At 51.7% G+C, this 21,318-nt stretch carries 21 protein-coding genes and 1 tRNA gene; 9 read left to right on the forward strand and 13 right to left on the reverse strand.

All coding sequences use genetic code 11. The features are described 5' to 3' along the window. Window positions 1-15 precede the first annotated feature (15 nt). From HGA34_01445 to HGA34_01465, 5 genes are read right to left on the reverse strand one after another with little or no spacing between them, the layout of a single operon-like run. The gene (locus HGA34_01445) at window positions 16-1,800 is read right to left on the reverse strand and encodes a DUF2339 domain-containing protein (GenBank protein ID NTW22192.1); all 1,785 of its coding nucleotides are present in this window, start codon (window positions 1,798-1,800) and stop codon (window positions 16-18) included. Window positions 1,801-1,805: 5 nt separating this feature from the next. Further along, window positions 1,806-2,501, reverse strand: a complete 696-nt coding sequence (locus HGA34_01450) for a hypothetical protein (protein ID NTW22193.1) — start codon at window positions 2,499-2,501, stop codon at window positions 1,806-1,808. Window positions 2,502-2,510: 9 nt separating this feature from the next. Beyond that, window positions 2,511-3,035, reverse strand: a complete 525-nt coding sequence (locus HGA34_01455; protein NTW22194.1) for a hypothetical protein — start codon at window positions 3,033-3,035, stop codon at window positions 2,511-2,513. A gap of 18 nt (window positions 3,036-3,053) precedes the next feature. Next, entirely contained in the window at window positions 3,054-4,421 is a 1,368-nt protein-coding gene (locus HGA34_01460) for a hypothetical protein (GenBank protein NTW22195.1), read from the reverse strand. A gap of 1 nt (window position 4,422) precedes the next feature. Beyond that, window positions 4,423-5,880, reverse strand: a complete 1,458-nt coding sequence (locus HGA34_01465; GenBank protein NTW22196.1) for a DUF2157 domain-containing protein — start codon at window positions 5,878-5,880, stop codon at window positions 4,423-4,425. Window positions 5,881-5,981: 101 nt separating this feature from the next. Here HGA34_01465 and HGA34_01470 point away from each other — a divergent pair, with 101 nt between their 5' ends. From HGA34_01470 to HGA34_01480, 3 genes are read left to right on the forward strand one after another with little or no spacing between them, the layout of a single operon-like run. Then, entirely contained in the window at window positions 5,982-7,496 is a 1,515-nt protein-coding gene (locus tag HGA34_01470; protein NTW22197.1) for a hypothetical protein, read from the forward strand. Between the two features lie 4 nt (window positions 7,497-7,500). Next, window positions 7,501-8,292, forward strand: coding sequence for an AmmeMemoRadiSam system protein B (amrB, locus tag HGA34_01475; protein NTW22198.1), 792 nt, complete (start codon window positions 7,501-7,503; stop codon window positions 8,290-8,292). 53 nt (window positions 8,293-8,345) lie between these two features. After that, window positions 8,346-8,765 carry a DUF1801 domain-containing protein gene (locus tag HGA34_01480; protein ID NTW22199.1) on the forward strand — a complete coding sequence of 140 codons (420 nt, stop codon included), beginning with the start codon at window positions 8,346-8,348 and terminating at the stop codon, window positions 8,763-8,765. 42 nt (window positions 8,766-8,807) lie between these two features. Here the strand turns inward: HGA34_01480 and HGA34_01485 are convergent, their stop codons facing one another. Next, window positions 8,808-9,119: a hypothetical protein gene (locus tag HGA34_01485; GenBank protein NTW22200.1), complete on the reverse strand. Its 312-nt coding sequence runs from the start codon at window positions 9,117-9,119 to the stop codon at window positions 8,808-8,810. A 96-nt stretch (window positions 9,120-9,215) separates the two neighbouring features. On the opposite strand from HGA34_01485, the gene def reads away from it, so the two are divergent. The 6 genes from def (at window position 9,216) to HGA34_01515 (ending at window position 13,119) form a co-directional block, all read left to right on the forward strand. Next, entirely contained in the window at window positions 9,216-9,698 is a 483-nt protein-coding gene (gene def, locus HGA34_01490; protein NTW22201.1) for a peptide deformylase, read from the forward strand. Between the two features lie 5 nt (window positions 9,699-9,703). Beyond that, entirely contained in the window at window positions 9,704-10,639 is a 936-nt protein-coding gene (locus tag HGA34_01495; GenBank protein ID NTW22202.1) for a methionyl-tRNA formyltransferase, read from the forward strand. Window positions 10,640-10,718: 79 nt separating this feature from the next. Further along, window positions 10,719-10,793: transfer RNA gene (locus HGA34_01500), tRNA-Glu, on the forward strand. A 381-nt stretch (window positions 10,794-11,174) separates the two neighbouring features. Further along, window positions 11,175-11,771, forward strand: coding sequence for a hypothetical protein (locus HGA34_01505; protein ID NTW22203.1), 597 nt, complete (start codon window positions 11,175-11,177; stop codon window positions 11,769-11,771). After that, window positions 11,768-12,223, forward strand: a complete 456-nt coding sequence (locus HGA34_01510; GenBank protein NTW22204.1) for a hypothetical protein — start codon at window positions 11,768-11,770, stop codon at window positions 12,221-12,223. Before HGA34_01505 ends, HGA34_01510 begins: the two co-directional genes overlap by 4 nt. A gap of 140 nt (window positions 12,224-12,363) precedes the next feature. Further along, window positions 12,364-13,119: a hypothetical protein gene (locus HGA34_01515; GenBank protein NTW22205.1), complete on the forward strand. Its 756-nt coding sequence runs from the start codon at window positions 12,364-12,366 to the stop codon at window positions 13,117-13,119. Window positions 13,120-13,190: 71 nt separating this feature from the next. Here HGA34_01515 and HGA34_01520 read toward each other — a convergent pair whose 3' ends face one another. The 7 genes from HGA34_01520 to mraZ all read right to left on the reverse strand — a co-directional run bounded on the left by HGA34_01520 (window position 13,191) and on the right by mraZ (window position 21,006). Next, window positions 13,191-13,772 carry a LemA family protein gene (locus tag HGA34_01520; protein ID NTW22206.1) on the reverse strand — a complete coding sequence of 194 codons (582 nt, stop codon included), beginning with the start codon at window positions 13,770-13,772 and terminating at the stop codon, window positions 13,191-13,193. Window positions 13,773-13,813: 41 nt separating this feature from the next. Beyond that, window positions 13,814-15,877, reverse strand: coding sequence for a hypothetical protein (locus tag HGA34_01525; protein NTW22207.1), 2,064 nt, complete (start codon window positions 15,875-15,877; stop codon window positions 13,814-13,816). Window positions 15,878-16,080: 203 nt separating this feature from the next. Continuing rightward, window positions 16,081-17,373: a hypothetical protein gene (locus tag HGA34_01530; protein NTW22208.1), complete on the reverse strand. Its 1,293-nt coding sequence runs from the start codon at window positions 17,371-17,373 to the stop codon at window positions 16,081-16,083. Between the two features lie 4 nt (window positions 17,374-17,377). Next, window positions 17,378-19,279, reverse strand: coding sequence for a penicillin-binding protein 2 (locus HGA34_01535; protein NTW22209.1), 1,902 nt, complete (start codon window positions 19,277-19,279; stop codon window positions 17,378-17,380). A 16-nt stretch (window positions 19,280-19,295) separates the two neighbouring features. Continuing rightward, window positions 19,296-19,577, reverse strand: a complete 282-nt coding sequence (locus HGA34_01540) for a hypothetical protein (GenBank protein ID NTW22210.1) — start codon at window positions 19,575-19,577, stop codon at window positions 19,296-19,298. Window positions 19,578-19,622: 45 nt separating this feature from the next. Continuing rightward, window positions 19,623-20,573: a 16S rRNA (cytosine(1402)-N(4))-methyltransferase RsmH gene (rsmH, locus tag HGA34_01545; protein NTW22211.1), complete on the reverse strand. Its 951-nt coding sequence runs from the start codon at window positions 20,571-20,573 to the stop codon at window positions 19,623-19,625. 1 nt (window position 20,574) lies between these two features. Next, window positions 20,575-21,006, reverse strand: a complete 432-nt coding sequence (gene mraZ / locus HGA34_01550) for a division/cell wall cluster transcriptional repressor MraZ (protein ID NTW22212.1) — start codon at window positions 21,004-21,006, stop codon at window positions 20,575-20,577. Between the last annotated feature and the right edge of the window lie 312 nt (window positions 21,007-21,318).

Below are 21,318 nucleotides of genomic sequence, written 5' to 3' on the forward strand. Positions count from 1 at the left end.
TTTTATTATATCCGATCAGATTATTTCCATGATCTTGGCTTTGTACTTCTGATAGATGAACGAGATCGAAAGGAGGGCGATGCCCAAGCTCATTGTCGAAATTATGCGGTAAAGCGTTCCCAAACTCCACAAGTCATAGAAGAAAAGCTTCAGTATGGCCAAAAGCAGGAGAATCAAACCGCCGACACGCAGCCCCTTGTTGCCGACAAAAAAACCGGCAGACAAAATAATGATGGCATGCAGTATCCAGAAGAGCGACAGTCCGATGCTTGAACGGCTTTGATTGCTCTTGAGCTGCTTGTTCAAGACATCTGACTGCTCAAGCCTTGCCTTGTAGTCCTGGACCGGCGTCAGCTTCTGTTCCTGATAGTATTTATCCCTGGCGACCTGCGACTTGCCATTGTAATAATGGGTGATCTCCCGGTTGCCGGCAAAGAAAGCCAGCAGGTTGGCAGCTAGAACGAAGGCGACGATGAAGTGCCGCCGATTGAACCAATCGTCGGTCTTCTCCGGAACAGCCGTCGATTTGAAAAAAGCCCAGGCTGAAGTGATAGAAGCGGCGATCAGGAATCCGGCAGCCATAAAAGCCTTGTTGATGATCGGGGTTGCGATTATCGGCGTCCGGGTGATGTCCACAAAAAGATAACGGCTAAGGGCCAAGACATAAATGGCCAGGCCGAAGGCTGCGATACTCTTCTTGCCCAGCCGGGCCGCCAAAAAGAACAGCAAGGCGGCCTCAAGTGTCCAGCCGATTGTGATCGTAGCCTGCTCGAACTGGAGCGGGATAGCAAGACTGCCGGCTGAGGCTGACATGAAGGCAAGGAAAGCATACAGATTATCATCGTCAGGAGTGCTTATCCTGACGAGATAAGCGCCCATATAATAATAGGCCGCCAGAGTGATGGCAAATAGGCCCATCAGCTTATGATACTCCGGGTCCAGAAGGCCGTAGCTGAAACTGAAATAGAGCAGTCCCAGAATCAGGGTAATGACTTGTTCCGGACCGGCAGACTTCTTCTTTTCCAGTATGTTGTAGATGACTGAAGCCACTGAATAAATCAGGAAAAAGATGGTAAGGAAAAGAAAAGTGCTCTTGAGCTGGCTGAAATCGTAGTACCGGTCATACCAGCCGCTGAACAGCATGAAGGTGCCGGCTAGGCTGACATACTGGATCGAACGCCAGTGCTTGAAAACCGAGGCCACGAGGACGCCGATATCCAAAACGATGAGATAGACGAATAGCACCACCTGGTTATTGTGGCCGCTCGAGACCAGATAGGGCGTCAGGACTCCGCCAAGCACCGACATGATAGCCAAGCTCCGGGCATCGAGACGGATGCTCAGACCGATGCCAGCGGCCGTAATCAACGACATGGCAACGAAGGCCGCACCCTGGGTAATCAGGTGGTAAAAATCGTAGGCTGCATACAAGGAGAGATACATCACCGATAGACCTCCGCCGGACAGCAGCTGGCTATAAGCAAAATACTTGACTCGGGTCTTCTCACCGAGGGCCAAAAGGATGCCACCAGCTGCTACGCCCATCAACACCCTGATTGCTGGGGAAACCCAATTGTTGTCAAAAGCATACTTAAGGAAAAAAGAGATGCCCAGCAGCAGGACTATAACGCCGACGCGCGCGAACCATTTAGCGCCAATATTCTCTTCTAGCGACTGGGCGGGTTTTTGCTGGTCAGGCTTCGGCGGTGGAGGAGGAGGCGGCGGCGGTGGAGTTGAAGCTGAACCGTAAGCTTCATCATTCCCTGCCGGTTCGGAGGCCGTGTTGAGTTGATCGCTCATAATATTTATTTACAGACACCGCTGAGGCAGGCACTGCTGCAGGTGGTATCCGATTGTTTGAGTTGATTGTCCTCGCAATAGAATTCCCTAACGATACGGTCCGATATGCATACATCGGGAAATTCCTTGCCGTATTGATCTATGGTAATGCCGAATTGGTCATAAGCCAGGCCATTGTCGCTGTCACGGCAGAAGGTCTTGGCGTTCTTGGCGACCAAAGTGACGGAAACGCCTGCCGCTCCCTCGAGGCTGGCCCGTTGCTGGTCGATGACCGTGATACCGTCATTCAGTTCCACGTCGTACACCCCAGGGCTGAGCTTGACGAACGAACACAAAGCATCGGAAACCTGGACTTGCTGGATATCGACTCCGTCCTTGGTCAAGCGGCAAAATAATGACCTCTGACTGTTCCGTCCATTGGCGATATTGACTACGACTGTTCCAGTATCGGTCGGCGTATTCGGCGGCGGCAACTGGCCCGTGACATCAAAAGCCGGATCGCTGCCAGGCAATGTCGGAGGGGTGATATCAAAAGGACCCGCCACTGGCGGCAGGGGTTCCGGCGGCAGGGTCTTGGCATTATTCACGGCCGGTTTTTTCAGATCGGGCTCGCTGACGATCAGGCCAGTCGTGAATGAGGCGGCCAGGATGACGAACAAGGAACACACGGCCATGAAAAGATTTTTTTCCGTCAGTTTCATATTGGTTGGTTAAAATCTAAGAAAGGAGAAGCCAAGCATCGACAAGACGACGCCGATAATGAACATCGAGATAAAAAGATTGAAGATATACCCGCCGATAATGCCGTAACTGACCGAACGTCGGCGATTCCATAAATAGAAAATCGCTACGAAAATCGCCAGCCCGACAAGAGAACCAACCATGCCCAGGATATCCTTGATGAAGGATAGGTCGGCCTCCATCCCGCTCAGCTTGACCAAGATTGACGGCAGCCAAGACAGGACGGCCGAAGACAATATCGGCGCCCAGAAGCCGAGCCAGAAATCCTTGCGTCGCTGTTCCTTTGAAGCATAGACGACCTTGGCGGAAAAATTCCAAAAATCGAAAGGGGCGCTCGGCGCGGACTCGTCGGAGCTTTGCACGCCAAAAACCATGGAAGCGGCCTCTTCGATCTCTTTCGGGTTATAGCCGGATTTGACCAGCATATTTGTCAGTACTGCCCGAGGATACTTGTCCCGATTAGTAGCAAGATAGTTGACGATCTGCTCGTTCATAGGATTATTTTTGAGTGGCTAAAAACTGACCAAGATGTTGTTATAAGCACTGGTGTCGCCTTGCTTGACGACGATCGAGTTGGATTTGCTGTAATTGATAGTAACTGGCGTGGCCAGGTTGGCATGGGCTCCTAGGCCGAACGTACCTTCGTCGTAGACCGAGAATTTGAACTTGCCGTCGACCCCAGGCTTGATTACGCGTTCCCAGCCGTTGCGGTCATCAAAAAGTTTGTTCAATGAGATGTCTGCGTCGATGAAGGGTTTATCCCCTTCATCAAAAAGCTTGTTGCCGTTGTTATCGATAAAGATATAGCCCTCGATAGTGGCCAAGGGCTGTTTGACGACTACGCCGCAATCAGCCAAGGTCATCGGCTGGCGAGCAAGCTCGCGCGGCGCGTCAGCGATGGCATTGTTCGAGTCGATATAATACCAGATCGAAGGATTGCCGATAGACTGGGCAGCGATGCAATAACCGTCGGCATAAGCGGAGTTGTCGAGCCAGACCAGATTGATCTTGGAATTGTCGGCCCTAACCTTTAGGTACCGGAAACGGCTGTCGCTATCGGTGGCTAGCTTGGCCAGCTCATCATACGGCAGCACGCCCTGAATCTTGGCCGGATAAACATAGTTCTTGTTACGGTATTCCTGCAAAGCGCTGGACAAATCTCGCATCAGCGACGATAACTCGGAATCAGCCATTTCGCGCTCGCGCACATCATCATAGGCGTTGACCGTCGAGCTGGCCGTATCGACCACCCGGTTTATGTCAGTGGCGTCGATGACCGTCTCATCAATCGACAAGCTTTTAATCAAGCCCTGGCCATTACTGCCAACCGAGACGCCGACGAGCATCGGCGAGGCGCCTCGCCGGTTCACCCGCTCAAGCTCTCTGCCCTTGCCTTCGGGCACAAAATAGCTCTCGATGCCGTACGCCACCCTGATTGATGTAGGCTTGCTTTCTTGCTTCAAAATGCAGTCGCTGCCAGGAAGGCAGTCGACCTTGCCCTGATAATAATCGACGTATTGGACTTTGCCCCTGATGAAATCACCTTGGGAAGGTCGGTCCAGAGTCACGGTCGTAGCATGCGAATATTTTTGTCCCGGCTCGGTTGCGAGTCCGACATAGACCGTGGCGCCCTGCGCCAGTCCGGCTGAATCTTCTTTAGAAACGGACACGTCAGAAAGGCTGATCCGATTGATGGCGTAACTCAGAATCACGTAGTCGCCCTGGAATAGGCTGCGTGGATCGACCGGTGCAGTTCTTAAGAATACCTCCTTGCCCGACACCATGATCAGCTGGTTCGAAATCACCAAAAAGAGCAGAAAAAACAGCTGCAACAAAATCGAGGCAAGAAAGAGTTGTTTGGAGGTCGGTTTGAATATCATATTATTTTATTTGACCGATCAGGCGGCGGCGTTGGCGTTCGCCGAAATAGCTCACCGCCATCAGCACTAGGCCGCCGCCGATGAAAAAGAGCGAACGGTCAAATAGCTCGTAGCCCCATTGGAAATATTTTACCAATATCATTAGCAGGAACAGCGAGAGGCCGAGGTTGATATACTCACCTCTCTTGGCTTCATGCCCCAGCCAGATCATGCCCAAGCTCTCAACGAATACCAGGACATTAAAGAAGATGACGTAGATGTCCGAAGGGAAAAATATTATGGCCGACGCCAAGGCCATGAGTGACAGGACGGCGACATTACCTCCCAAGTACTGCTCACGCGTAGTTTCGGTCTCGCGATACCGCCACATCGAAACCAAGGAAATTGAAACTAGCAAGACCAAAGCGATTCCAGACTGCCAAGTCACAGCCTCGAAAGCGGAGTATTTTCCGGTGAAGAACTCATCGCCTATTTCCTGGAAAGAAAGCAGAAAACTAGTGAAAAAGACAGAGAAAAACCCTAGTACCGTATAGCCCGACTCCATCGACTTCCACCTGTCCCACAGCTGATGCATGCGGCCCAAAGAAAAGAGAGCGACACCGTAAAGCAGGGCGACTGCGGCTAGCAGGCTTGGGATCGCCCGCTCATAATCATAGCCGAGAAGATTGACCCGTCCCCGTCCACCTGCCCAGAGCGAACAAGCGATGAGGAGCCAGATTCCCAAGCCGACAAGATTAAGCGGCTGGACTCTGGTCGCCTTGATGCGATATGTCAAAGGCACAAGGATGGCGCCGACTATCAAGAGATACCAATAATTAACAGACTGCATCCTGAAGTTGAAATCAAGAACATCAAAAAGATCCATACCGGTGTTGGTCCGCAGGAATTGCCATATAAACACCAAGACAGTTGCTAACGCGAGGCTTGATTTGAGTTCCAGCCCGTAAACTATCGGCAATATCAAGAAAGCCCACCACAGCAAGGTGCTGCCGCTTTCCGTCATGATATTGAATATCTGCTGGATCAGGACGATGGCCGCCCCAAGCATTAGCGTACCCAGGAAAATAAGCGCCCTGCCGATACGCGGATAGCCGCGCTTGTACTCCATGAAGTACCCTGCTCCATAGACTGACATCAGGATCGAGAAAATCAGCACGACCTTGGTCCAGCGTCCGATGTCCTGCCAATTCGAGGCGATCATCAGGATTATACCCAAACCCAAGAGCAATGAACCCAAGACCGCGACAGTAGTAACAAGCTGGCCCTTGCGGTCGCGCGGTTTTGCCGGAACCGGCACCGTCAGCCGCATAACCGCCCCTGCACTGACCTGTTCGAATGCTTGGTTGATTTCTTCGCTTGACCAACCTTTTCCCTTGAGGGAAGCCTCGATCTGTTCGCGGCTATCGCCCTGGCTGGACGATATTTTGATATAGCTTGATAGCTCGGGAAAGTTATTCATAAAGATATTTATCCCCATTTTCTATAATTATACCACACCTCCGCGATATTGCCTTTAAAGCCAAATTTTATTATAATATGGGGGTAATAACTAACTACCATATGAAACAGATCAACCTAAAATTCTTCGGCTACTTTGCCATAATCTTGACTATCGTCGCCACCCTAGCCGTAAAGGCCCAGGCACAGACCCTTGCGGAGCAGACGTTCAATCCGCATAACATCATCGGCGACGCCGAGGTCCTTGACCACACCGCCATGTCCATGGACGAAGTCCGCAACTTCCTATCATTGAAAGCCGGCTTTCTCTCGACTTATCAGGCTCCCACTTGTCTTGAATCAGACCTTTATAACCCGACCGGGGCCTACAAGCCTTGCACCGGACCGGTCAAGACTGCCGCCGAAATCATCTACGACCGGGCCATTACAAACAAGGTCAATCCGAAATTCCTTATAGTCCTCCTGCAAAAGGAAGGCAGCTTGGTTGAGCTCAAAACCAAACCGAGCCAGACCCGCGTCGATTGGGCGGTCGGCTATGGCTGCCCGGATTCAGGCGGCTGCAGCCCGCGCTACCAGGGCTTCTGGAAACAGGTCAACAGCGCTTCCCTGCAATTCCGCGACTATATGGACAACCCCCAGCTCTACAACTACAGGCCGAACCAGACCTATACCGTTTCCAACACCGGGCGCGAACCGATGGTCGTCACCCCGCAGAACTTAGCCACCGCAGCGCTCTACAACTACACTCCGCACGTCTATAACGGCAACTTCAATTTTTACAACATCTGGCAGCGCTACTTCCCCCGCATCACCTCCTCTTATCCCAACGGCTCGCTCTTGCAAGTCGAGGGAGAAAAAGGCGTCTGGCTAATCCAGAACGGAAAGAAACGGCCCTTCGTTTCCAAAGGCGCCCTTTCCTCGAGATATGACATCTCGCGTATTCTTAAAGTCACTCCCACCCAGCTCGAGTCCTACGTGACTGGTTCACCGATCAAGTTCCCGCAATACGCCCTGGTCCGCTCACCGAATGGCGGCGTCTTCCTCCTCGACGGCGACTACAAGCGCCCGATTACTTCAGGAGCCTCGTTCAAAAAGCTCGGTTTCAATCCTGAGGAGGTAGTCAGTGCCAGCTGGAGCGATATCAACACCTATCAGGACGGCTTGCCGATCACCGCGACTTCGAGCTTCCCGACCGGCGCCCTGCTTCAAGACAAGAAAACCGGCGGCATCTACTGGGTCCAGGACAACACCAAGGCTCCGATCCTTGATCGCGTGATCATCCAGACAAAATTCAAAGGCCGCAAAGCCATGCCCGTCTCATCCAAGGAATTGGCCGCTATCCCGACCGTCGCACCGATACTCTTCGAAGATGGCCAACTCTTGAAATCCTTGACCAGCACCTCCGTCTTCGTTATCGCCGATGGCCAGAAACACCCGATCTATTCTGGAAAGGTTTTCGAAAAGCTCGGCTACAAATGGGAAAACGTCATCAACGTCTCGCCAAAAATACTCTACTATTATCCTCAAGGCGAACCGCTCAAGGAGCCTCAAGCAACGGCTCAGCCACCACTGGTGAGCGACCAAGCCAGCGCCGATAATACTATTTCTAAAAGCTAATCTTATGTCTATCGTCTTCGCGGCGATCGTTCCCCACCCGCCCCTATTAATTCCTGCCATCGGCAAAGAAAACGCCGCGCGGCTCAAGGCTACTGATGATGCTTACAAGAAACTCAAAGAAAACCTCTACGCCAGCAAGGCGGATACTATCCTGATGATTTCCCCGCACGGATTGGTCCAGGGAAAGACTTTCTCCATGAACTTAAGTCCGGAATTCCAGGCAAATTTCGAGCATTTCGGCGACTTCGCCACCAGATTCACCGTCCAGGGCGATGTCGGCCTGGCCCATCGCATCCGCGAAAATCTCGAGACCAAGGCCCCGCTCCAACTGATCAGCCAGCCCGATCTCGACTACGGCTCAGGCATCCCGTTGTTCCTTTTGACACCTCCCGGGACACCGCAATACAAGGTCATTCCTCTATACTACTCGGGCCTCGACTTCGAAGCCCATTTTCGCTTCGGACAGCTTCTGAAACGCGAACTGCTTTACAGCCAAAACCGCATCGCCGTCATCGCTTCTGGTGATCTGTCACACCGCCTGACCAAAGAAGCCCCGGCCGGCTACTCGCCGAAAGCCGCTAAGTTCGACCAAAAAGTTGTAGAATCAATCACCAAAAACCAGCCCGAAGAACTATTGAATATGAACCATATCCTCATCCGCGAAGCCAACGAATGCGGTCTCAAATCCATTCTCATTCTCATGGGCATTCTCGACGGCATCAACCACGAGCCGGAACGCCTAGCCTACGAAGCGCCCTTCGGCGTCGGCTACCTCACCATGAACTTCAAATTGTAGTTCGCCTAATAACGAGCTAGCTGAAATACATGTTGAGCAAATAATCATTTTAAATGGCTGAGAAAAAGTCGAAACTAGCTGAAATAAAAACCAAGCCCACCTCGGCAAGCGTGGAGGATTTCATCAATAACATTGATGACGAACAAAAGCGCAAAGACAGTTTTGTGCTTTTGGAAATGATGAGAAAAGCGACGGGAGAAAATCCCGTGCTATGGAGCAGCTCGATTATCGGTTTCGGGAATAAACGATACAAAAGTCCTGCTACTGGCAGAGAGGTCGATTGGCTTCAGATAGGTTTCTCTCCTCGTAAAGCTAACCTGTCGCTGTATCTGAGCGTAAATATCGTGAAGCATGCTGCCGCACTAAAAAAATTAGGAAAACATAAAACTGGCGTCGGTTGCCTCTACATAAACAAGCTGACGGATATTGATATGAAGGTTCTAAAGGAAATCATTGATGCATCATTAAAGTGACCGCGGAATAGTCTCTCAAGCAACCATTCAAAAACAGCCCGACTAAGGCTGTTTTTTCGTTTCCGGATCGTCAGGTTTTTTTTCTATGACCTTGAAGAAATACTTCCACTTTTCTCCGGTCTGGCAGAGTTCCTTGGTATCATTAAGCGCCTGCATCACGATCACCTTGTTGTATTGCTTACAGACCCTGAAAACCGAGTTGCGCTTGAAGTTGGGCACGGCCAATTCCTTGATTATCTGCAACGCCAAATCCTGCCACTCGTAGGCCGGTGGTTTTTTGGCAGGAATTTTGTTCCTATTCTTGAAGATGTCCCCGAAAGATTGGAATCCTTCGTCTATTTTTACATCTGACATAAAGATATGCTAAGTATAACAGGCTGCCCGGCGCCTGTTAAGTTGACAAAAACGTCATTTAATGATTAAATAAACTAGCTAAATAATCTCAAAAATATGCCCGATATACTTAAAATCCTGACTCACCCCGACCCGCGGCTGCGCAAGATGTCGACCGAGGTCGAGATCAAAGAACTCAACTCTAAAGAGCTCAAAAAGCTGATTGCCGATATGAAGCGCACGATGGTCGAAAAGGACGGCGTCGGTCTGGCCGCACCTCAGGTTGGCCACAACATCCGTCTCATCACTATCAACACCGACCAAGGGCCGATCTGCCTGGTCAATCCCAAGATAACCAAGCGTTCCTGGGCCAAAGAAACCCAAGAGGAGGGCTGCCTTTCTGTACCCGACATCTTCCACAAGATCAGCCGTCACAAGAAGATCTGCTGCAAGTTTACCACCGAACTGAACAAGCAAGGCATCATCGAGGCCGAGGGCTTGATTGCCCGAGGACTCCAGCACGAAATCGACCACTTGGACGGCGTGTTGTTCATCGATTATCTAGACCCCAAGAAGACCGCCACGAAAAAGAAAAAATAAACCACATGACGCCTATCCGGACAATTTTTATCGGCACCCCAGCCTTCAGCGTGCCCACCCTCGAAGCCTTGGTCAATGACCGCGACTTTGATGTTGTCGCCGTCATCAGCCAGCCTGACCGGCCCATCGGCCGCAAGCAGATCATTACGCCGACTCCGGTCAAAGAGGCGGCCGCAAAATATGGTTTGCCGATTTACCAACCTGAAAAGATCAGTGAAATCTTGTCCCAGCTTACCGAGCTCAAGCCCGATGTCATCGTAGTCGTAGCCTATGCCCAGATCATCCCCGAATCGGTCCTGAACCTCCCCCGCTACGGCTGCATCAATATCCATGCTTCCCTCCTTCCGAAATATCGCGGCGCGGCCGTCTTGCAGGCACCGATACTTCACGGCGACCAGGAGACGGGCGTCACCATCATGAAGATGGATAAGTCACTGGATACTGGCCCCGTCATCTTCCAAGCCAAAATCGAGCTCGACCCCGAGGAGACGCCTTTGACCTTGGCTGACAAACTATCACCCCTGGGCGCCTCGATATTGCCAGACGTCCTCAAGCGCTACATTTCGGGCGAGTTGCAGCCCCACCAACAGAATAACGAGCTGGCTAGCTACGTCAAAACCTTGACCAAGGACGACGGGCGCATCGATTGGTCCCACTCGGCCCATCGGCTTGAGCGGCAGATCCGAGCCATGACTCCCTGGCCTGGTACCTGGACAACGTGGCAAGGGCAAATCCTGAAGATTACCAAAGTCGAACACGCTCCCCACCGCATCGAACAATACCGCCATGGCGAGGTCTTCATCGATCACGGCCATATGGCCATCCAGTGCGGCATCGACTCGTTGATCGTCGAGCGCTTGCAGCTTGAAGGCAAATCAGCGGTCAGCGCTAGCGAGTTTTTACGTGGCTACCCCGAAATCGTCCATACGGTTTTGACATAATCTGAGTTTTGTTCTATACTATTTTCTATAAAATACCCTCACCACAAGGGCTATTTTATTTGAAAAAACCGACAATTTTGGCGCTATCGTCTAGTGGTTAGGACATCAGGTTCTCATCCTGGTAACCGGGGTTCGATTCCCCGTAGCGCTACCAATACAAAAAGGGACTGGCACAACCAGTCTCTTTTTATATTGGTACGGTTGCGTGGTTGAGGACTTCGGGCTGATAAAGTAGCCAACATGAATGGATGAGAAATAGAATGAAATGCGTTAAGAAACCAACTGGAATACTGACGGTGTGGGGCTTCCGCCCCGGTGAGATTCCCCGTAGCGCTACAAAAATACAAAAACAGACTACCTGATAAGGCGGTCTGTTTTTTTGCATAATATTGACAAATACTATAAAATATGCTAGAATATAACATTGCTTTTTGCACGTTCATTCACACCTAGTGTTTCATAAAAACCTTGGCAAACAAAGTAATTTCACTCTAACCGTATTCGAAAGGATACACACCAACCACGGGGAGGCATTATGCACTGGTTCAGAAATCTTGGCACATTAGGAAAGATTGGTATCGTCGTCGGCTCTATCGTGACCCTGGCCTTGCTTGGGCTGTTTGTTTTCTGGCTCGGCTGGGTCAACTTCGTTGACAACTACCAGCTCGCCTACAAATTCGACAAGCTCGACAAAACCGGCAAAATCCAGATTCTGAAGGAAACTCAACACGACGGCAAGGTGAACTACGAAAGAGGCTGGATTGTTACCACACCTATCGCCGTCAAGGTGCACACTGTTGATCTGCGCCCGATGCAGGTCTGCATGAATGCCAACTCGAGAGTGCTTAACTGCAAGCTAGTGGAGTTCAACCCCGATGGGCTTGAGCTGTTTCTCAGCTGGCACGGACGCAACGACTACGAAGGCCCTTCATCATCCGGCTCGGGTGGAACATCGACCCAAGGCGCAACCCACAGTACGACGAAATTCAGCGAAATACTCACGAGCTACGCGTACGATGGCAATGAGTACCCCTTCCTGACCATCATCAAGGAACTCAAACCCGAAACGATTAACAACCCCGTCAAGACATCCCAGGCCCTCGCACCGAAGGCGGAGGAGGATAAAAAATGAGCGCCATCAAGCGGCTTTTAGCCGGTCTCGGCCTCTGTTCAGTCATCATTGCCACTTTCTACACCGCAATGATCCACTATCAGGAACAATACGAAGTCGCCATCATGTGGAACAAGATTTCCGGCCATTTCTGGCTGGAGGAGCGTGGGGGTTTTCACCGGTCAGCACCTTGGGTGCTCGCAGCCAAGATCGATTTGCGGCCAAACCGTGTCGCCGTTACCTCGGCCAGCCGAAGTTACAACAGCAAGCTGGTGCAATTCGACCCCAAGTTTTACCGTGAATTCGTCGCCCTTGAAGGCACCCGCTACTACTGGTGGTCCAATCGGATCTCCTTCAACCTCGGATATTCCGAAGAATACCGCGGGATGAAGGACATTCTTCGCGGGTATACCTACGCAATGAAACACTATCCTTTCATCAAAGTCGTCAAAGAATTCGACGACTTGAACTGAACAGACAGGGGACGCACAGAGCGTCCCCTTTTTTCATCTTGACATGGTCCCATTGACATTTTTACATATTTATGCTAAGGTTTGCTTACTTGAATGGCCCGAACGGCCGTTCTTTTTTATTGGGTAAAGCCTGATACCGCATGAAAAATCGCCTCAAACAACTGAAGCGTCATAAACAATTGAAACTCAAACGCAGGTTCCGTTCCCCGGAATGCCAGCTTAATGCATGTGCTCCGGCGACCCTGCCCATCTTCCTGCAAAAGAAAGGTCTCTTCAGCCTGCTGATCGTCAGCATCGCCTGTTTTTTCGTTTTCTTGCCCCAGAATGACATCGACGAGCTTCATTACTATCTATACGCCGGCAGCAAGAAACCGACCCGAGGCTGCCTCCCTGGACCCTATTCTTCATTTAAAAACTCTGAGAATGCCGAATGCCTACCCACTCCGATCGCTAAAAATGGCCCTCTGAGAGACATGGTTGTTTCTATCGTCAAACACACTCCGATGGAAAAGATGGTCGACGCAATCGCTGAACGGGAGACGAAAGTCGTCGCTTACCTTGTTGGCATCGCCATGAAGGAAAGCAAGTTCGGGATTTACTCACCCAAAAAGGACGGCGCGGAATGCTACAACTACTGGGGTTACCGCGGCAAAGAGAATACGACTGCCAGCGGCTACTCTTGTTTCGATTCTCCGGAACACGCCATCAAGGTCGTAGGTGACCGCATCGAATCGATGGTCAAGCGCGGGGCCCGCAATCCGGCCGAGATGATCTCTTGGAAGTGCGGCAGCACCTGTGCCGGCCACGACCCTGAAAGCGTGCGCAAGTGGATTGCCGACGTGTCCATCCACTACCACCAAATCAGCTCGTCCGAGCAGATCGCCAAGAATAAATAAACCCTACGTTTTAAAATAAGAAAAAGCCGCCTGTTTCCAAGCGGCCTTTTTTTATGCAATGTACTGTTTTTTCAGAATTTGACCTTGGGGGCGTCCTTGACTTTTTCGTCAGCTTTGAACGGCTCCTTACGTGCTAAGTGGAGCAGTATGCTGTTGGTCATACTGTTGGGAAAAGTCCGGATGCTGACATTGAATGTCTCGACAGCTTTGTTGTAGCGGCTTCTGGCGACGTTAATCCGGTTCTCCGTTCCCTCCATCTGGTTCTGCAGGTCCGAAAACTGCTGGTTAGCCTTGAGGTCGGGATATCTCTCGACCACCACCATCAAGCGCGACAGGGCGCTTGAAAGTTCGCCTTGAGCGGACTGAAACTTGTTCAGCATGGCCGGGTCGTTGATCATGGCCTGATTCAGCTGGATCGATCCGACTTTGGCACGAGCCTCGGTTACCGCTTTGAGCGTTTCACTCTCATGCTTGGCGTAGCCTTTGACCACCTCGACCAGATTCGGTATCAGGTCAGCTCGGCGCTGGTACGAAGCCTCGACATCACCCCAGGCAGCTATGACCGCCTCTTCTTTGGCCTGCATTTCGTTGTAGCCGCAGCCGGAAAGTCCCATTATGGCCACAAGCAGCATCAGTAAACAGATTCTTTTCATCGGTAATCTCCTCCTCGGATATTCCCTTACGGGGTTAGTTGCTAATCATCAGCACCGCTTCCATCGCAGTCGCCACCAGAGTCTGGCTCAGGCGTCGAATCGAATGATATCCCTTCGCCGCCGCCTCCTCGGCTGCGGCTAAAAGTGTCGTCATCATCGACGGCGATAACGCTACGCCTCTCTTCTCTGCGCTCAGCTTCTCTGCGTTCTTCAAGCAAACGCGCCTGCCTCCTCAACTCGGATTGGTGCGTGTTCGCCTCCTCTTCTGCTTCCCTGGCAATGCGTCTGGCGTCGCTAGCGACCTCAGCAATCAGGGCCATGAGGACGATCATGTTGACCATCCCGCCTTGACCCGCCTGGGAGGAAAGCTTCTTGGCAGAAGCCAGCTTTTCTTCGAGGCGTTTGACTTTGCCGGCAGTCGCGTCCTTGACGCCATCTGCCTTAACGGCTGACAACGCTTTGTGATACGACCTTTCGGCTTCGGTGCAGGATTGGGCATGTTCGTTCCGCGCTTTCTCGAGACTTACCTCAAGCTCGTCCAATTCCTCGTAGAAAGACTTTACCTTTTCGAGCTCTTTTTTAGCCTCCTCCGCCATGCCGTAGCCGAAATCGGCTACACCGGATGAGATTACGCTTTCTTTTAAAGCGGAGGAATTCAGGGCGATATAGATTGAAAAATTGCCACTGAGTCCATGAAGCTTTTGCGGCAGTTCACGCCAGACATCGGCCGGATTTTCCGACTGCAGCTTTGATAGCTTGGCTGCCGCAGATTCCACCATGCGGGAAAGTTCGGTAAATAGGACACCGTTTTGAGCGATCAGCTTGGCGGCCTGTTCGAGATTTTTCTTCGGCTCTTCGATCGTCCTCTTGGCTACGCCGAGATGATCATCGAAATACTTCCAGTTAATGTCATCCGGGTGCTGTTTCTTCTTCTCCATGACCGCCTTGAGTTCTGCGACTTCGCTTTCAAACCTCTTCAGCGGCTTGGTATCGATCACGAAGCCTTCGGCCCGATACTGCAGCGCCGCCTTGTCGGCCTTTTCGATTTCACGATCAAAACCGGCAATCCTGGCCCCTGCTTCGGTAAACGACTGCTCAAGCATGAAGGGCAGTTTCTCGATCTTGTCGAGTTGCAGCTTGCTGGCCGCGATCAGCTTCTTGAGCTGGCGACCGAGATCAGCCGGGTTGCGCGATGCGGAAAATATCGGATCTTTTGCCGTTAGATCCCGCTTGGCATTATTGACCTCGTCCATCGTCCGACGGATCTGGGTCAGGCATTGCTCACCCTGGGACTTGGCCAATTGCGGCAGCCCTTCCGATACCTTGACGGCATTGCAGCAAAGCTTGCCGATTTCCTCAGCCGCTTCGCCATAGACTTTGAGCAGTTCCTGCTGGTTCTGCTCGGCCTGCTTCTTTTCACGGTTCCGATTGATCTGCTTGATCACCCAATTGCCGCCGAGCGCCAAAACGATAATACCCATCAAGGCGATGAGGCCGTAGATGAATATCCCGGACAGATCGCTCTTGGGGGAGCTTTTGGACGCTTCTCCGGTGGATTGGCTCGGAACAACCGGCGGTTGTGACGCCTTTTCCTTGGCCAGCAAGCCTTCGATACTGTCGGTTATCTGGTTCAGGCTGCCGACCACGTCGCCTTTGTCGAATGACTCGCGCGACGCCTTGAGAATTCTTCCCGTGGCCATATCGGTCAGGACGCCATTCAAACCGCGTCCGACCTCGATCCTTCTTCTTCCAGGTTTGCCGTTCTTGCCGCGCTCCTCCGTCGCGATGGTTATCAGCACTCCGTTGTCGACTCCCTTCTTGCCTACCTTCCAGACATCTGCGACGTTGATAGAATACTCAGCAATCTCGTTGCCATTGAGGTTCTTGACCACCAAGACGGTGATCGTTGCCAGGCCTTTCTTCTGGATTCCGGCCAGGCGCATTTCCAGCTGTTGTTTTCTTTCAGCGGGGATGGCGCTAGCGAAATCGTTGATGAATCCCTGGGGCTTCGGCGGCAGGGCTATGCCGAAATCAAAGGCATGAACCATTGTTGCCGCGAGTACGAAGGCGGCCATCAAAAACCATACTGCTTTCCATTGCTTCATTGTCTTACCTCCTCGTGGGGTGATTTTGACTACGTTGGTATTTTGCAGCTAACTTAAGCGCTAAATTCTGAAAAATTATCAAGGTGCGAATCGTAAACAATAACATAATATCGCAGCAATGTCAATACATAATCTTGCCTAAAATAAGCCAAAAAACATAAAAAAACAGGCCGGCAAATTGCCGGCCTGTCTGAATTTTTGGTTTACGCGTCCGACCAGTCTTGTCTAACCAAGAGCTCTTTGGCCTTGAGCGGCTCAGCCATTACTTCCTTAACTGCCTTTTCCATGCGCATGGACTGTGAGCCTTTGACTAATACCAGGTCGCCCGCAAGCAAAAGGTCCTTCAGAAATACCTTCGCCTCTTCAGATGAGTCGAATTTGAAAATATTATCCTTGGTTATGCCGGCCTGCTCAGCCGCCTTGGCCGTCTCTTTAGAGCGCTCGCCTACCGCGATCAGGATGTCGATCTTATTCTCAGCAGCAGTGCGGCCGACACTACGATGCCCTTCTTGGGTAAAATGCCCCAGCTCCATCATGTCCCCCAGAACCGCGATTCTTCTCGCACCTTTAGCCAAGGGGATCTTGCCCACCACCTGCAAGGCAGCGATAGTGGGCTGCGGTGAGCCGTTATACGTATCATCGATAATCAATGTCTGCTTGATTCCGGGAATGATATTCATCCGCCCCTTAGGAGACCGCAAATTGCGGAGAGCCTGGGCGATTTCGACCAGGTTCATGCCATAAGTTACGCCAACGGCAGCGCCAGCCAAAGCGGCGTAAATCGCGCCATACCCCAACACTTTAGGCAGAAGCACGGGCACGATCGAGCCGTCGTAGCTCAGCTTGAAACTGACGCCAGCCAAGCCTTCATGGTCATCCTGATGTTCGAAACTGAAGAATATCTCGACGGCGCGGACCGAAGCCTTCTGATCGAAACCGTAGGTCAGCGTCTTGGCTTTGCTTGCTTTGCCGATAGCCCGGCAACGCTCGTCGTCATAATTGACTATCGCCCAGCCGTCGTTGGGCAGGGCCGAGACCAAACCGCCTTTCTCTTTCTCTATTTTCTCGATAGTTCCGAAATGCTCCAGGTGCATCGGTCCGATCAGGGTGACCACGCCAAGCTTGGGTCTGACGAAGTCCGTCAGATACGCCATGTCGCCAGGCTGATCGACACCCATCTCCAAGACCAGGATATCCGGGTAGGTCTTGTCCTTTTTGATGATCAGGCTGGTCGCTTTCAAAAAAACCTTGATCCAGCCCAAAAGCGAGCGGCCGGGCGACTCGATGCCGATGATGGTCAAAGGCAAACCGATTTCGTTATTGTAATTCTTGATATTCTGCCGGACTTGGAATTTGCTCGATAGAACCGTATAGATCGCCTCGCGCGAGCTGGTCTTGCCAGCGCTGCCAGTGACACCGATAACCTCAGGCTGATACTTGCGCAGAATCATCCTTGACCAGAATCTCAATTTCCATTGTAATATTTTTTTGAACATATGCTTATTTTTTGCTTTCGATCTTGCGTTCTTGCGGTACCTGATAGTAGTTTAATACAAAAGTGGCGATTTCGCCAAATAGCGGCACGGCTGAACTTTCGGCGAATTTAGAATCTTTCGGGTCGTCCAAACGGGTGAGCATCACGAATTTCGGGCTGTTGGCTGGCGCATAACCGATGAAAGTCTGGATCGTCTGATCGCCATAACCCTTCTTGTCCTTAGAGGCAACTTGGGCGGTGCCGGTCTTGCCGGCCACGTAGTAGCCGGGGACCTTGGCACGCTTGGCATGGCCGTTCTCAACGGCATTGACCAGCATTCCAGTCATCAGGGTTGCCGTACGGTTGGAAATCACACGCCTGACCTGGGTCGACTGGGTAACTATCTGTCCGCCATCAGGAGAGATGATGGCCTTGACCAAGAACGGCTTCATCAGCATTCCCCCGTTGGCGATGACGGCGTACGAATTTATCATCTGGATCGGGGTGGCTGTTATGCCCTGGCCGAAAGATGCCGTAGCGGCCGCGACCGGTTTGATTTTTTTTCCTGTCATGCTGATGATATTGCCCGCCGTCTCGGTTTCAAGTTCGATGCCGGTCTTTTCGCCGAAGCCGAACCGTTTGAGATACTCGGCGAACATTGGCGCGCCGATCGATTGCATGGCGAAATATGAACCGGTATTCAATGAATCTTGCAGGACGATATTCATGCTGGTAACGCCGTGGCCGCCCTTACTTTCATAATCAGAATTCTTGATCGGCTTAGGCCAGCCGTCGACCATGATATAGCCTTTGTCGGTGTAAGTAGTGTTGGGGCCAACCTTGACCTGATCGACAGCCGCTGCCATCGTGATAGCCTTGAAGGTTGAGCCTGGCTCGTAGCTGTCGAAGATGACCGGATTGTTGAACACCTCGATCTTTTCCACTTCACGGTAATTATTGGGGTCGAAGTCAGGCACGGCACACATCGCGATGATGGCGCCGGTTTTCGGCTCCATGATCACCACGCTGCCGCCATTGGCGCCATGGCGATCGACGGCGGCCTTGAGCAGGCGGCAGGTCTCGAACTGGACCGATCGATTGATAGTCAAAATCAAGTCGCTGCCGTCGGTAACCTTGTCGAGCTGATCCGTCTTGAGCATGGCGTCGCCCGAGGCGCTTTTATCGACATTCATGGTAGCACTGCTCCCAGATAATTCTCTTTCAAAAAACCCTTCGAGGCCGTAGCGGCCGCGCCTAGTATCATCCATATATCCTAAAAAGCCCAAGACGTGCGATCCGACATTCCTCTCGGGGTAGTAGCGGTCTTGGAACATGTCATAATTCAAGCCTTCGATCTTGAGAGCCTTGATCGCCAAAGCCTCTTCTTCCTCGACTTTTTTCGATATCGGGACATAAGGGTCGTCTTTTTTGCCCAGAACAGCCAGATATTCATTTATGATTTTTTCTTTGCGCTGGCGCAGTTCCAGCTCTTTCTTGACCTGCCTGAATTCGGCGGTGGATGAAGCCATGGTCGGGTCGTTGGCAATCAAATCATCGATTTCGCGTTCGACACGCTTCTGATTATAGGTCGAGTAAAGCGCTTCAGCGGCGGCAGGGACATCTTTGATCAGGGACGGTTTGGCATAGATGGTGGCGAACTGCTTGTTCGTCGCCAAGGGGAAAAGTTCGCCGTTGGCCTTGAATTCCTGACTGTCCTGGATGAAGACGCGGCCGCGCTTCGGCAGCAGCGTGCTGACTCCCTGCTGTTGCCTTTGAGCCAACGCCACATAGCGGCCGTGCTGACGGATTTGCAAGTCGTATAATTTATAGATAGCCGTTGCGCCCAACAAAAAAACAACCGCCATTATGAACCTAATGCGATTATCTTGCGTTGCGTTCTTCTTGTTGTTACGTTGCCGGAATGACATTGTAATGGCTAATGGCTCATTTCAATGCCACCGCCGGATTGGCATTGAGATATTTGACCTGGTCGACTTTGACCATTGCCAAGTCGGCGATCCGCTGAGCCAGATTATTATATGAACTTAGGGACATGGCCTTGACCTCGAGCTGATTAATCTCGTTCCTGACGGCATTAGCTTTCCGCCTCTCTTCTAATAGCATGTAGTTCTTGATCGACAAGTCGTTGATGCCGACCAGATAAGCGATGCCGCAGACTACCATAGCCAATAATAGTACCCGATTATAAACGTGCAGATTTTTCAAATTTTTGGTTTTTGAGATTTTTTTGGAGCGTGACATTATTTTATTTTATATCCTGGCCGCAGCTCTTAGCTTGGCGCTGCGGGCGCGAGGGTTATTATTGACTTCTTCTTCAGTCGGCAGGACCGGTTTCTTGGTCAGGCTTTTCATGGTGGCCCGATGATCGCAGCTGCAGACCGGCAAGGTGGGCGGGCAGACGCAATCAATTGTCTGCTCGCGGATGAACTGCTTGACGATGCGATCTTCGAGACTGTGATAACTGACCACCACTAGTCTTCCGCCAGGCTTCAAGAGTTCCAGCGATTGCGCCAACACCAGCTCCAGGCTTTCGAGTTCCCGGTTAGTGGCGATACGCAAGGCCTGGAAGGTCTTGGTAGCGAAATGCTTCTGTCCGTGCCTAGCCTTGGGCGGTAAGGAATACTCGATGGCGGAAATCAGCTGCCCGGTCGTGGTTATCGGTGACTTGTCCCGAGCCCGGACTATTGCCCTGGCAATGGCTCGCGAATGGGACTCCTCGCCGTATTGGCGCAAGATGCGCTCAAGCTCCTTTTCCGTCCAGCCGTTCACTATCGCCTCGGTCGTTTCGACGCTCCTCTTTGCGCCGCCGAAACTCATATCGAGCGGGGTGTCCGCCTGGAAAGAAAAGCCACGTTCACGGTCGGCTAGCTGGGCTGATGACAGCCCCAAGTCCAGCACTAGTCCATCGAAGCCGCCGATCTTTTCCAACCAACCTTCGGCTTCTAGGTTCTCTTTCATCCGACTGAAATTGTCAGGGATCACATGTATGTTATCAATTCCTGATGCCTTGATGATTTCGGCCTGATCGTGGGCCAAGGGGTCCAAGTCGAATCCGATGACTTGTCCGGGCTGACATTCGCCCGCAATGCGCTTGCTATAGCCGCCGCCGCCGAAAGTCCCGTCCAGATAGTTGCCGCCTTTGACCGGCTCCAGATATTCCATGACTTCGTCGAGCATTGCCGGCGTATGATAACTGGACATACTAAACGTCAAGTTCGCCTAGAGCCTCGGCAATATCGCCGCTCTTGGCCTCGGTGCCTTCTTTGTAAGCCTCCCAGACTGACTCGTCCCAGATTTCCAAGCGGTCGAACAGGCCGGCTACGACCGTCGTTTTATTCAAGCCAGCGAATTTGCGCAGATGTTCCGGCAGGATGATGCGGCCCTGGCTGTCGAAATCGACTTCGGCGGCTCCGGCCAGCATCAAACGGGCAAAGGCGCGGGTATTGGCTTTGCCGATCGGCAAAGCGGCTAATTTTCTAGCTAGCTGCTCCCATTCTTTTTTCGGGTAAAGGAACAAGCAATTGTCCAAACCCTTAGTCACTACGGCTCCACCCTCCAAAAGCACGCGAAATTTAGCTGGTATTGCCAGCCTCCCTTTTGCGTCTAGGTTGTGCTTGTACTCTCCGATAAACATAAGCGGTGTTTTCGCCCTTAGGGCTCAAGAGGAGTGCGGCTAGCCGGGCTAGCCAAACCCCTTTTGTGCCTTACATTTCGATAAGGCTGACAAGCATGGGTAAACGGGCTAGGCGAGTGAGCGGGAGGCGATTGGATAATCCTCCACTTTTCCCCACTTTTCACCTTTCTTATTTCATTCTACCCCACGAACAAACCGAAGTCAACCACTTTCCACCACTTTGCCATCATAATCAATTAGCCAACATTAAACAAAAAAAATAAAAAAATCACCCCCTAGCCAGTGGTGGGGATGATTTTTATAGAGAAAATT

It is taken from the genome of Candidatus Falkowbacteria bacterium (assembly GCA_013336275.1).
Taxonomy (GTDB): domain Bacteria; phylum Patescibacteriota; class Patescibacteriia; order Patescibacteriales; family GWE2-39-37; genus JAAXUA01.